General features: G+C 66.7%; 14 protein-coding genes and 1 pseudogene. 5 read left to right on the top strand and 10 right to left on the bottom strand.

Going from position 1 to position 11,318, the window contains the following annotated elements; translation table 11 throughout:
- The first annotated feature begins 70 nt into the window (after positions 1-70).
- From ACZ61C_RS34125 to ACZ61C_RS34115, 3 genes are all read left to right on the top strand, one after another.
- Positions 71-439, top strand: a complete 369-nt coding sequence (locus ACZ61C_RS34125; protein WP_465311994.1) for a hypothetical protein — start codon at positions 71-73, stop codon at positions 437-439.
- Positions 440-576: 137 nt separating this feature from the next.
- On the top strand, positions 577-750 hold the full coding sequence (locus ACZ61C_RS34120) for a hypothetical protein (protein ID WP_465311993.1): 174 nt from the start codon (positions 577-579) through the stop codon (positions 748-750).
- A 532-nt stretch (positions 751-1,282) separates the two neighbouring features.
- Positions 1,283-1,528 (top strand): hypothetical protein, encoded by a 246-nt coding sequence (locus ACZ61C_RS34115; protein ID WP_465311992.1) that lies wholly within the window; start codon positions 1,283-1,285, stop codon positions 1,526-1,528.
- Between the two features lie 537 nt (positions 1,529-2,065).
- Here the strand turns inward: ACZ61C_RS34115 and ACZ61C_RS34110 are convergent.
- From ACZ61C_RS34110 to ACZ61C_RS34100, 3 genes and pseudogenes are all read right to left on the bottom strand, one after another.
- Positions 2,066-2,527 (bottom strand): DNA-processing protein DprA, encoded by a 462-nt coding sequence (locus tag ACZ61C_RS34110; RefSeq protein WP_465312099.1) that lies wholly within the window; start codon positions 2,525-2,527, stop codon positions 2,066-2,068.
- Positions 2,454-2,861 (bottom strand): annotated as a pseudogene (locus ACZ61C_RS34105) (DNA-processing protein DprA); the annotation flags it as partial. The pseudogene ACZ61C_RS34105 and the gene ACZ61C_RS34110, both read right to left, overlap by 74 nt.
- A 226-nt stretch (positions 2,862-3,087) precedes the next feature.
- Positions 3,088-3,486: a DUF7715 family protein gene (locus ACZ61C_RS34100; protein ID WP_465311991.1), complete on the bottom strand. Its 399-nt coding sequence runs from the start codon at positions 3,484-3,486 to the stop codon at positions 3,088-3,090.
- A 1,138-nt stretch (positions 3,487-4,624) separates the two neighbouring features.
- Here ACZ61C_RS34100 and ACZ61C_RS34095 point away from each other — a divergent pair.
- Positions 4,625-4,759 (top strand): hypothetical protein, encoded by a 135-nt coding sequence (locus ACZ61C_RS34095; protein WP_465311990.1) that lies wholly within the window; start codon positions 4,625-4,627, stop codon positions 4,757-4,759.
- Positions 4,760-5,164: 405 nt separating this feature from the next.
- Here the strand turns inward: ACZ61C_RS34095 and ACZ61C_RS34090 are convergent, their stop codons facing one another.
- The 5 genes from ACZ61C_RS34090 to ACZ61C_RS34070 all read right to left on the bottom strand — a co-directional run bounded on the left by ACZ61C_RS34090 (position 5,165) and on the right by ACZ61C_RS34070 (position 8,301).
- Positions 5,165-6,043 carry a Scr1 family TA system antitoxin-like transcriptional regulator gene (locus tag ACZ61C_RS34090; protein WP_465311989.1) on the bottom strand — a complete coding sequence of 293 codons (879 nt, stop codon included), beginning with the start codon at positions 6,041-6,043 and terminating at the stop codon, positions 5,165-5,167.
- A gap of 1,062 nt (positions 6,044-7,105) precedes the next feature.
- Positions 7,106-7,408, bottom strand: coding sequence for a helix-turn-helix domain-containing protein (locus ACZ61C_RS34085; RefSeq protein WP_465311988.1), 303 nt, complete (start codon positions 7,406-7,408; stop codon positions 7,106-7,108).
- Positions 7,405-7,581, bottom strand: coding sequence for a hypothetical protein (locus ACZ61C_RS34080; RefSeq protein WP_465311987.1), 177 nt, complete (start codon positions 7,579-7,581; stop codon positions 7,405-7,407). Before ACZ61C_RS34080 ends, ACZ61C_RS34085 begins: the two co-directional genes overlap by 4 nt.
- A gap of 41 nt (positions 7,582-7,622) precedes the next feature.
- On the bottom strand, positions 7,623-7,940 hold the full coding sequence (locus ACZ61C_RS34075) for a hypothetical protein (RefSeq protein WP_465311986.1): 318 nt from the start codon (positions 7,938-7,940) through the stop codon (positions 7,623-7,625).
- Positions 7,933-8,301, bottom strand: a complete 369-nt coding sequence (locus ACZ61C_RS34070) for a hypothetical protein (RefSeq protein WP_465311985.1) — start codon at positions 8,299-8,301, stop codon at positions 7,933-7,935. Before ACZ61C_RS34070 ends, ACZ61C_RS34075 begins: the two co-directional genes overlap by 8 nt.
- Before the next feature lie 391 nt (positions 8,302-8,692).
- Here ACZ61C_RS34070 and ACZ61C_RS34065 point away from each other — a divergent pair, with 391 nt between their 5' ends.
- A complete protein-coding gene (locus ACZ61C_RS34065) occupies positions 8,693-9,883 on the top strand; it encodes a helix-turn-helix domain-containing protein (RefSeq protein ID WP_465311984.1) in 1,191 nt (396 codons plus the stop codon).
- A 312-nt stretch (positions 9,884-10,195) separates the two neighbouring features.
- Here ACZ61C_RS34065 and ACZ61C_RS34060 read toward each other — a convergent pair whose 3' ends face one another.
- Positions 10,196-10,795, bottom strand: a complete 600-nt coding sequence (locus ACZ61C_RS34060; protein ID WP_465311983.1) for a hypothetical protein — start codon at positions 10,793-10,795, stop codon at positions 10,196-10,198.
- A gap of 253 nt (positions 10,796-11,048) precedes the next feature.
- A complete protein-coding gene (locus ACZ61C_RS34055; RefSeq protein ID WP_465311982.1) occupies positions 11,049-11,231 on the bottom strand; it encodes a hypothetical protein in 183 nt (60 codons plus the stop codon).
- Between the last annotated feature and the right edge of the window lie 87 nt (positions 11,232-11,318).

Here is an 11,318-nt window from a genome sequence, read left to right as displayed (position 1 = left end):
CTGCTGAACGTGGCCCTATCCCTGAAGATGTTTGAGGTGGCGTGAGTTGACGGGCACTAATCCGGGTGACGTGGACCTCGGTGATCTCGTGGGGCTCTCGGTGAGTTCTATCCGTCGTTTAGCGGATCGAAGTGGAAATCTTGCCGAACTGCAGGTCGATCTGGAAGGTGGTCCCACTGTCTCTTTTGTGGTGTGGACGGACTGGTCTTTGCGTGTTCGTGCCGCAAGCAAAAGTGGTATTCCGGATTATTTATGGCCGGCATCAGATTATGTCTCTGAAGGAATTTTTCCAGAAGATGTTGCTTGGCCGATACGTATTACTAGAATCAAGGAAGTGTTTGACGAGATGGGCGACTTGAGCGGTATCGACATCACGCTCGGCGAGCATTTGATTGAGATTCGTTCGTGCGGCGGGGAGCTTTTATTGTCAGTGGTTTGAAGTGCATGAGATTGTACGATTGTAGCGGAGGTGCAACCGCAGACCAATAGGGGCTGGATGATTAGGGGCGACCGGATCAATCACGCTCAATACGCTACTCTCGGGATTTTGCTAAATGAACGATGATTGTGGGCTTTATGAACCGGGCGCAGATCATTGTTGATCGCCTGGACTGTGCGGGTGTCCCCGAAAGTGCGATCAACCACGTTATCGAGAAGCGCGATGACGGAGCATTTGAGCTCGAGGTGTCAAATCTTCTGACGGGTGAGACGACTGCTCAATTTGTTGCTGAATCAGCTGATCTGAAGTGAATGGCTCCTAAGTGGGAAAATTATATATATATATATAAGTCGCGTCCTTTTCCATGTCATGACGGTAAACAGATGCTGGCAGGATCCGTCATGAGTCACATCGATTGGCGACGTCTCAAGCTGCTGGCAGCGTGGGAGCAGCGCTGGCGAAGACGGAAGCGGACGCGGCTTTCAAATTTGCTGAGCAGGTGAGTCCGTATGTTTTGGGAGGACGATGATGTCCCGAGCGGCGGAGTGGATTGAAGCGGCCAAGCAAATTACCGAAGGCGTTCGAGAAGGATTGCGCTGCCCGGAGAACAATGACGACTTTCTTGAAGTGGAATGGTTTCCTGGCCCTGGTCCTAGCAGTACGAGCGGTGAGTATCGAATGCGCTGCCCATCGTGCGGTGCTGAGAACTGGATGCTTCAGAGATGACCTGTGCGGTTGCGGGTGCTTTTTGAAGGTTTGATCGGCTGTATGATCAAGAAATGTGATGAAGGCGCCTGATGTCAACATCCCCGGCCTCGACATCGGGAAGTTGGAGGTCAACCCATGGTTGATGGCATGAGTGTGGCCGCTTCAGTTGCAATACTGGTCCATCGAGAGCTTGTTGATGACTATGTGGGCTTCTGGACGTTGCCATGGCATATCCGGCGCGCGCGTCCGGAAGCGAGCGATGCCCACGTTCGTGAGGTCGCGGCCGCTGCGTTGCAGGCGCTGGTTGCCGCAGACGCGGCTGTGGGCACTCTCGATGAGACGACAGGCACCTTCGAGCCCTGGGAGACGCAGGGGCAGTAGAGGCTGTCATGGCGGCTTGGCGGGCTCTCGGGCGTGACCCGAAAATCGGGGAGGTGTGCCCGGTGGGGTGCAGTTGGTTCTTGAGTGCGGCGATCGTGGCCCGCCGCGAAAGCCACTTCCAGGCGTGGTTCGGCGATCCTCACGACGACCACGTCGGAGTCGTTGTCAGCCGGTAACGCGGCCTGTTCGAGGTCGGCGATCTCGTTGGTCGACGTGCCGCGTACGTGGTTGGCGGGGAGCACCGTGCCAGTGGGCGATCCGTCCCCGGATCGTGGTGCGGGTGGATTGGTAGGGCGATGACGTGCGGCGTGTCAGTGCAGGTGTCGGGCAGGTCCCTATCAGTTCACCCGAAGGGCGAGGTGCACGGCCACGGTCGGCGCTTCTGGGTTCGGCCTCCCGAGCAGCGGGCCGTGTGAAGGGTTGGCGGCCCACGAAGCCGTGAGCCGCCACCGCCTCGAGCCGATGTCCGGCAGCTGTCCTCGACGCTGCCCGGCGTCGCCAGACCAGCGCCAGGTCCGGCCGTCGTCGGGGTGTGCGCTAGCGTCGGCGAGGTTCACCCGCTGGGAACGCCGTCTCCGGTTCCACGTCGATCTCGTCATCCTCTTGGAGCACCGTGATGACGTCGTCGACAGAGGTGACCAGGCGGGCCGTGTTCTCCTGGATCAGCTGATGGCACCCGGCAGATGCCGCCGAGGACACCGGACCCGGTACTGCCAGGACAGGCTGGCCGAGCTCGGCTGCCAGGCACGCGGCGTGGCGAGCGCCGCTTCGTCGGCCGGCCTCGATCACGACCGTCGCGGCTGTGAATGCGGCGAGCAGCCGGTGGCGCTGCAAAAAATCGATGGCGAGCAGGCGGGATGCCGGGCGGGCACTCGGACACGATCGCGCCGAAGGTGGCGATGCGCTGGAGCAGGCTCGCGTGGCCGACCGGGTATCCGCGGTCGAGCCCGCACGGCAGGACAGCGACGGTAGCGGGCGGACGGTCGGTCGCCAAGGCACCTCGGTGAGCGGCGCCTTCGATGCCGTAGGCAGCGCCGCTCCACACCACGACGTCACGGGACACCAGCGCGTAGGCGAAATCCGCGGCGTGGTGCTCGCCGTACTCGGTGGACGCCCGCGAGCCCACGACCGCTACGGACCGCGCGGCCGCCAGCTCGTCCAGCCGCGGCTCGCCGTGAACCCACAGGCCCAGCGGTATCCCGCCAATGGTCGCTTCGTCGGTGGGTGACGCGCTCAGACTTGCGAGGACGTCGCTCGGCCACTCGTCGTCTTCCGGGATCACGAAGCGGGCGCCGAGCTGGGCGGCGGCGCGCAGGCTGGACTCGGCGCGCATCCAGTTGGTGCCGAGGCGGGTTTCGGCGAGGACGTCGGTGGGGGCAGTGCGTTCGCTGACGTGGTGGGCGGCGTCGACGGGCCCGACCCTGGCGACGTAGCGGGCGAGGGCCGGGCTGGTGGGTTCGGTGGCGTGCTGGAGGAACGCGCGGGCGCGCCGCGCGTCGGTGGAACTGGACATGATTGTTCCTTCTGGCGAGCTGTGAAGTGCGAGGGCGGGGGAGTGTTCAGGTCTTGTCGGGGACGCTGCGTACGCGGATCTCGTGGCATCGGCGCTCGACGACGGTGCCGACCGGCCACACGGCCGCCAGCAGCAGCAACTCGAGCGCGGCGCTGGCGACGTCGGCGCGCTGCTCGGCGGATGCCTCGGGACTCGTGGCCATGAGAGCGTCGTAGAAGCGGTGAACGAACTGCCCTGGCGTGATGTCGGATTCGACAATCTCGGCGGTGGTGGTGCCCTGGCGGCTGATGATGCCGACGAAGCTGCGTGCGCAGCCGCAGTACGGGTCGTCCGGGTCGGTGTGCGAGAGGCTGCACAGTTCGACGATCTCGGTGCCGGAGATGCTGTTGAAGTCGTTGTCGCGGTCTCCTTGGGTGCGGTGGGTGGAGACGAAGTACTTGAGCATGGTGTTCTCCTGCGCGGTTGCCGGCCGGGCGGCCGGGGGTGCGGCCCGCGCCAGCGGGCCCCGGTGGTCCGGGGCAAGCCGAGAACCCGCAGAGCTGGGCAAATTTCCGTGTGTGATGGGCTTGCCGCGGACCCCGGGTCTGCTGCACTGAGCTGCAGTCGCGTTCGTCCGGGCCGGTCGACCCGGATGAGGAGTCTCGTTCGATGCTGCGCTGCGTGCCGGACTTGCAACAGAAAGTTGACTACAGAAAAGGCGCCACACTTGTGGCGAATTACTGGTTTCTGGGGCACTCTGGTTTCAGAAGGTGATCCGCAGTGGTCCAGACGGGAGCGACCACAGCGGACCCTTCCGGGGATCTCGATCCGCTCTCAACCCCCTGCGGACACAGGGTTCCCGGCTCGGGAGAGGGCACTGGGGAGGGCACCTCTCCCGAGCCGAAAACTTTGCAACCAACGACGCTGACTGTCACTGCAGTGGTGCGGCGGAAAGCTGATCCGCTGGCATCGGCACCGTTGTCGTTGGTTTCCGTGCGCGCGTCGATGAGCTCGCTGTCCTCACGCTTGAACGAGCCTCCAGCTTGAGCGGCTCCGGCGCGCCAGCTTGAGGGATGTCTTTCCATGACAACGAATCTTGTGGGTGCGAAAAGGGCAGTGGCGTCCTTGCTGACGTTCGGAGCTCTCGCGGGTGCCACGACGGTCGCCGCGGCGCCGGTACATGCAGCCGAGTCGTCTTCGGCCGCGAACATGGTCTCCGAGCCACTCGATGTCGGAGCGGCGGGCGAAGGGCAGGCCAACGCTGGTACACCGGCGGTCGCGCCGGACGGAACGCTCGTCCGGTCTGCGCCCACGTCTCCTGACGTGCGGCCGCGGTCGGCTATGACGGCGCAGGGCTGGATCGCGGTCGTCGCGATCGCAGACGGCGCGCGGATCCGGTCGCGGCCGGTGGACGGTCCAGTGCTCGGCACTATCGCCTACGGTGCCGGGTTCTGGGTGTCGTGCACGCGCCCAGCGTCGGATGGGCACGCGTGGGGTTGGTCTTACCGGGGCGGCACGTATGGCTGGGTTCGCGGTGACCTGTGGGAGGTCGAGCAGCACACCGGCCCTGGCGGGGTCGGGACGCCGCAGGTACCGCGGTGTTCATGACGTCACCGTCGTCCACGTCCCGGCCGGGATCGGCGCTGACCGTGCTGCGTCCGAGAGTGCGTGCCGGGGAACGGGCAGCCCGCGCGGTCGGCATCGTGATCGAGCAGCGCCACGGCCGCTCGGTCCAGTGACTGCATCACCGCGTCGACCCCGGCCAGGTCGCCCTCCTCCACCGGCGCCTGCAGGGCTGGCCGTGGATCTCATCCATGGCCAGCCTCCTTATCGAGGGTGTCGGATGGCCACGCAGGCGTCCCGGGCGATGCCGGAATCGCGCGCGGTGGCCATAAGCGAGGGTGCAGCTCCATGGGGACGAAGTCGCCGACCCGCAGCCGCGCGGTGTGTACGCGACGGGCGGCGTCGTGGAAGTAGGTGCAGGGCCAGAACCGGCCCGCGCAGGTAGGGCAGACCGCTGGTGCCTCGGGCTCGGGCAGGTGCCGGGTCAGGTCGTTGATCGCCTCGGCGGCCCGCCCGGCCGGGCTGTCCGCTGCGAGGATCACCCCGGCCATCGGCCGGACGTTCGGCCCCTCCATCGCGGTTCACGCCATTCCCTGTTGCCCCGTCGGCGTCAGCAGGATCCCGGAACCGGTCGAGCCCGGCGAGAAGGTCGAGTTGCTGGGTGAGTCCGATCGTGCGGGTGGTACCCGTTGTTCCGCTTGGGTTTGCAGTGAGCGCACGAGGCTGCTGTAGGTCTCAACGGTGGCTTCGTGGGTGAAGAACGCACTGCCCTTGACGTGTTGTACTGCGACCGCGAATGCGTCACCGTCGTCGCCTTCGTAGACGACGAACGGTTCGAGCAGGCCAGGTGCGCATCGTGCTGCGGGTACGAAGGACACGTTGCGCTTGGCCGGGGTTGTTGCAGCGGCGATCTGTGCGCGCAGTTCGGCTGGGGTGCAGATGCCGGGTCGTGTCGCGGCCTCCCCGATCAGATAGGTGTAGCGCGTTCGTCGCGAGGTCGACGACGTGTGCTGAAGTGACGGTGCGGCAACGGATCGCATGTCGCGCTGGTGGTCGGGAGGCATGGTCTCCCGCAGTGTGCAGGAGTAGGCGATTGTCCGCAGCGCTTCGGGGAACACCATGGGTGACCATTCGAGCACGTGGGCTGAGTGCTGTTCGTAGGTTGCGCGTAGTACGTCTGCCTCGTGGTCTGTGGAGGTGACGAGGTCGCTGTGGCGGACGTGTGCGGCGAGTTTCATGAGTCGTTGGTGGTCGGCTGGTGGAACCTGCAGGTATCCGAGAATGTGCGCGACCGTGGTGTCTTTCGGTGTTCGCTGGCCGAGTTCGAAAGCGGACAGTTCGCCGGCGTGCAGGCCGAGTCGGTCGGCGAGCTGGCGGAGGCTGAAGGTGGTGCCGTGACGGGCCTCGCGCAGGCCGCCGGCGAGCGCGATGACTGCTGGCCGGACGATGAATTCGGGCATGGTTCGAGCGGTTCCGTTCAGGTGCGGAGTGTGTGCGGAGTGCGTTTGGTGATCATGTTGGCGGTGCGCGGCGGGGCGGAGCCGCGGAAGGGTCCGGCACCCGCGATGAGACGGCGGGCTTGTGCGGTTGGTTCGCGGCTCGAGGCGAGCTACGGCCCGCCTCGCGTGGTGGTGGAGTTGCCGCGGCTGACAGGGACTGCTGATGGGGTGGTTTTTCGACGTGCGCGGGGTGCGCCTGTGGTGGTGGCGCGGATGATCGGCGGGATGAGCTCGGCTGCCGGCCAGAGCGGGACCATGGCCGTCGCGTGGAGCCATGTGCGCGGGTGTGGGCGTCGCCGGCCCGGTCGTGGCGGGGTGGGCCGTGTGCGAGCTTCGCGCAGGACGCTGCGTGCGGTGTGGATGCCGACGGTCGTGTAGGGGAGACCCCACACCAGAATGGTGAACAGGAGATCCATGGTGGTGAGGCTTTCGGATTGGCGTGGCAGCACCACGGGGTCGGCGCCGCCGGAGATGGAGCTGGCAACGGGTGTTCACGGTCGGCCAGGGAGGTTCGTGGCGCTGTGGCCGGGCGCGGGGTGGTCAGCGGAGAATCAGGGCGAGGACGGTGGGGGCGCCGCGGAGCAGTCAGCTCAGCCGGATTCTGGGCGTGCGGTGCCGACGTCCGCAGGGGGGCGAGGGCAGCGGCGGTGCTGACGAGCAGTGCCGTTGGGCCAGGTAACCAGTGAGGTGGGGGAGCAGCGTGCTGTTCCCGGTGCAGCTGCAGCTCGGCGCTGATCGCGCGGGTGAGGTTGCCGGTCCTGGCCGCCCGCGACCGGTATCAGCGCTGCGTCAACCGGGTACGTACGCTCTGCCTCAGCACCCGCCGCCACACTGTAATGGCTGCGCACGTACCCGTCAGCAGCTGTAACGCCGCGGATGCGTTGGCGGGAGACGGGAAGACGCGCTGGTATGGCTCGATCAGGTCGTCGCGAGTCATGGGTGCAAATCCTCGTGTTGTCGTTGGCGTGTGGGTGGAACCCGGCCGACGCGCCGGAGGAGGGCCCGCGCGTCGGCCGGGAGTCTTCAGTTCGGCTTCCCGCGTCGGCGCAGCGGCACACCGGCGGCGATCAGCATGTTGCGGGCCTGGCCGTAGCTGTGCCCGTATATCGCGGCGACCTGACGGATCGGGGCTCCCTCGCGGTACCTGGCGACCATGCCGGGTGGCATCGGCGGAAGCCGGATCCTGGGCGGGCGCAGCTGCACGCCGCTGGAGAGGAGCGTGTTGCGCACCTGCCGGTAGCTGTGCGGCGTCGTGGCCGCGAGGCCCTCGATCGTCTCGCCGGCCTGGTAGCGGCGGCGCAACTCGGCTGCCTCGTCCGGGCTCACGTCGGCTTCCCCGCGTCGCGTTCCGGCGCCCGGCGGCTCGGCGTGACGTGCACGGTCAGCTTTGCCAGGCAGGCGCTGCACTGCCGCGCTTCGGGGTGGACCGGCGTGCCGCAGGCCTTGCATGTGAACTTCAGCGGGAGCGGCGCGCGTTGGACGCTCAGCCTGACGGTCATCGGGACGCTCCGATGGGTCGTTCGGCGGTCATAGGCGTGCATCACCGCTCCGCCGGGGTGTCGGTGAGCGCGTCGATCACCTGGGCAGGATCGAGTGCGACTGCGGCCAGGTGGAGCCGCACGGCGACGTACTGGCAGTGGTCGGCGAGCCCTGTGATCTCGACGGCGGCGCCGTCCGGGCAGGCGGCGAGCCGCTCGGCCATGGCGAGGGTGATGCGTAGCTCGCGGGCGGCGTCGGCGGCGACCGTGGCCGGGTCCGGTGGTGGCGCCAGGGCGGTGTGCCAGCGCTGCAGCAGCCGAGCCCCGGCCTTGATCAGGTCGTCGCCTGCGTCGCGGTAGATGTCGTCATGGCTAGACATCGCGGGTCACCACCTGGAAGAGGTCACCGGCGAAGCCGCCGGTGTCGTTGGTGCCGGTACGTGGTGGCGGGACTCGCGCCCAGGTGTGCGCCGCGCACGGGGGGTACACCCGGATGCGGGGCGGGAGGGCTCCGCGGGCGTCGGTTTCGCAGTGTGGGCCGACTTCGCGCCGGGCGTGTTCGAGCGGGTAGCCGGGCCCGAGCAGGCACCACGGCCGCAGCAGGTCAAGCCGGCGGTTGGCGAGCTCGGCCACGAGGTAGAGGTGGGCGCGTCCGTCGGCTTCGAACAGGTGCCACGCCCACCGCGCGCCGGGAGGAAGCAGCTCAAGCCGGATGAGGGGGCGTTCGTCGAACGTTGTCATCGCCATCGCTTCGGCAGGGGGCGGGGCGTGCCGAACTTGGGCCAGTACGCCGCGAGGACCTTCTTGGCGGCGGCGTGGTCCGCTTTCGTCAGAGGCTCGCCGATTTTGCGGGGACGTTTGAGCTGGCGAAATGCGGTTTCGAGTTCGGGGCTGATGTCGTCTGGGCTGGTGGTGGGTGACGGCGGAGGGGGCGAGTTTGTCGGTGGCCCGGTCGGCAGAGGTTGGCCGGGTTTCCTGTCGGCCCTCGTCAGGGGAGGGCTTGTCACCATCACGCGCCGTCACAAGTGTGACGCTAAGTGCGATCATCGCTGGCGAGGGACAACAAAGGGACAACGCCGTAGGCTGGTGGCAACAAGTAGTCAACGGCAGCAAGCGAGAGCAGGTGACACCCGTGGCCAGGGCCGAACTTCCCGGCGAAAACGTCGGCGACCGTCTAAAGGCTGCTCGCAAGCTGGTCGGCGTGACACAGCAACAGCTCTCGCAAGCAACGCACTTCTCCGTGTCCCTGATCAAGAAAGTCGAGCAGGGCAGCGTTCCCCCGTCGGCAGCGTTCGTCGCGAACGCCGCGAAGGCTCTCGGTCTGCGCGCTGCCACCCTGTACGGCTTGGGGAAGGTGATCGACGAACCGAGTCCCGAAGCTGCCGGCATCGCAGATCTTCGGAGCGCGCTCGACGCCTACGACGACCCGCGACCGGAAGGCGAGCCGCTCGACCTGGCGACGATCACCGCCCGACTCGCCGCGGCCTCGGACAAGGTCCTGGGACTCAACCACGCCGAGGTCGCGCAGCAACTGCCCGCGCTGCTGCACCACCTGTACGTTCTTGCTGGTCAGCCCGGCCGGGCAGGCGAGCTCGCGCGCGCTGCACTGCACGACGCCTACCGTATGGCGGCTACCGTGAGCGGGCGCTTCCGTCAGGCCGACCTTGCCGCGATCGCCTCAGAGCGCCATGTCCAGGTCGCCGACGACACCGGTGACCCGCTGCGCATCGCAATCAGCGCTTATCATCGGAGCACCCGCTACCTGCAGCACGGCGACTACCGCGCCGGACTCCGCCTGCTTGACCGAGCCCGCCAGCACGTTGCCACAGGTGCAGCCGACCACGCCGTCGCTGTACAGCTCGACCTTCGCTCGTCCATCCTCGCCGCGCGCGCAGGCGACGGCGCGGAAGCAGACGGCTACCTGGCAGAGGCACGCGCGATCGCCGAGGAGTTCCAACCGCCAGCGGTGCCGTACTACGGCGTTGACGCGAGCGCGACGAACATTACGGTGCATTGGTGCGCGGCCCCGGTCGAGCACTATGACGGCGCAGAAGCGGTCCGGCGCGCCTCATCCGTACACGTAACCGACCCTCGTCGCCCCGAACGCGTCGGACACCATCACATCGATATGGCCCGCGCGTGGATGCTGCACGGCGACCGCGGTCAGGCGCTCGACGAGCTCAACGCCGCTCGCCGAGTTGCGCCGAACGCCACCCGCTACCACCCCTCGGTTCGTGAGACGCTGCTCGCCCTTTCGGCCGCCGATCGCCGGACGACCGAGTCGCTTGCCGGGTTCGCCCGCTGGTCAGGTGTGCAGCTGTAGACGCGTCATCTGCTGCCGACCGGGTGCAGTCGCTGCGTTCGACGTCCTCGGCAAGCCGGACGTAACCGATCTTGGCGTGACCGCGACGAACGCGGTCGGCAGGCAGTATGTCTGGCTCGACGACCTCGCTGGGAACGCTCTGGCGGGGCGGTCCGGGCGTTGGTCAGTTGCCGAACGATGGACGCGGCGGTATGGCCGGACCGGATCGAGTCTTCTCAGATGTTCAGAAGCGTTCTGAAGCAGGCTTTGCCGAGGATCACTCCTGGACGTGCGTTCCCAAAAGGATGGCGGTGTAGCCCGGCTGGGGCAGGTCTACCGCCAGGTGGTGATCGTCTGCCGGGCTGAGTCGACCCAGTCGTCGCGTAGAGGGCGGCCAGCGTCAGCGATGGCGTCGTGTGGAAGGCCGTCGCGGAGGATGTGCCTTGCCACCTCGGTAGCACCCGAGATCAGGGGGCCTTCGCCGAAACGGCGGTGCAGGTGGATGCGGTAGCTGTCGCTGATAGGCACGCCGAAGTAGAGAAGGCGACCCGACCATCCGCGAGTTGGTTCGATCGCCGACTCACCTGTCGCGCACCACGCATGTGGCACCTCGAACCCGAATCTTGCCAGGCCCCAGCCTTCGACGTAGGCAGCGTCGGCGTGGTGATCGGCATAGCTGGAGGCGTTGGCCCAGCAGTTCCCTGCGGGACCGTGTTGTTCGCGCGGCAGCGGAGGTGCAGGGCTGAAGAGCCGACCGCAGGCGACTAACAGTGCAGCCTGGCCTGGGAAACGCCAGCCAGCTGCTGCAGACCTAGTCGCGGCTCGGCGAGCGACCTCCGCGAGGTGTACAACCCATCGGGTCAGCGACTCCTCGTCCATGGTGAGCGACGAGTCCTGGCGTGCGTGCGCCGATGCGGTATCGGTGCCGGCCATCAGATAGAACGATGCTGTGGTCGGTTGCACCGAGCATCTGGATCGAGCAAGGCAAACTTCTTTCCTGGGCGTGCGAGGCAGTCTAGAGCACCAGGTGTGATCGGCTCTGGCACCGCTGCGCTTCCTCTCGTCGGCGATGTAATGGGTGCATCCGCGTTCTCAGAGCGGCCTCGACCGCATGTCGGAGCGCCGTTTGCGGTTCGTCTGGCAGCTGGAGTACCGCGCGGGCGCTGCGGCGGCCATGACCTGGAGATCACGGCTCGGCGGGTCGGACGGTCGAGTCGGAGTGCGTGCGATCCATCGGCCTGTCGTAGCGATCGTCGACGAAGTGCAGTTCGAATCGTGAGGTGTCGTAGCCTCCGAGGTTCCAGGCTTGGTCGCTGTCGTTGACGCGTCGCTCGCGCCCGGTCGCCCGTTCTCGTACCAGCCAGGCCACGCAGCCTCCCTGTCTAGACCCTCTCGGCGTACGTCGACACCGTATCAACCTGTAGAACGCACGTTCGAGTGTCGGTCGGACGGCGTC

The organism is Amycolatopsis sp. NPDC104587, assembly GCF_055583645.1.
Note: the sequence above shows the minus strand (reverse complement) of the source record. Positions and strands in the feature narration are given on the sequence as shown.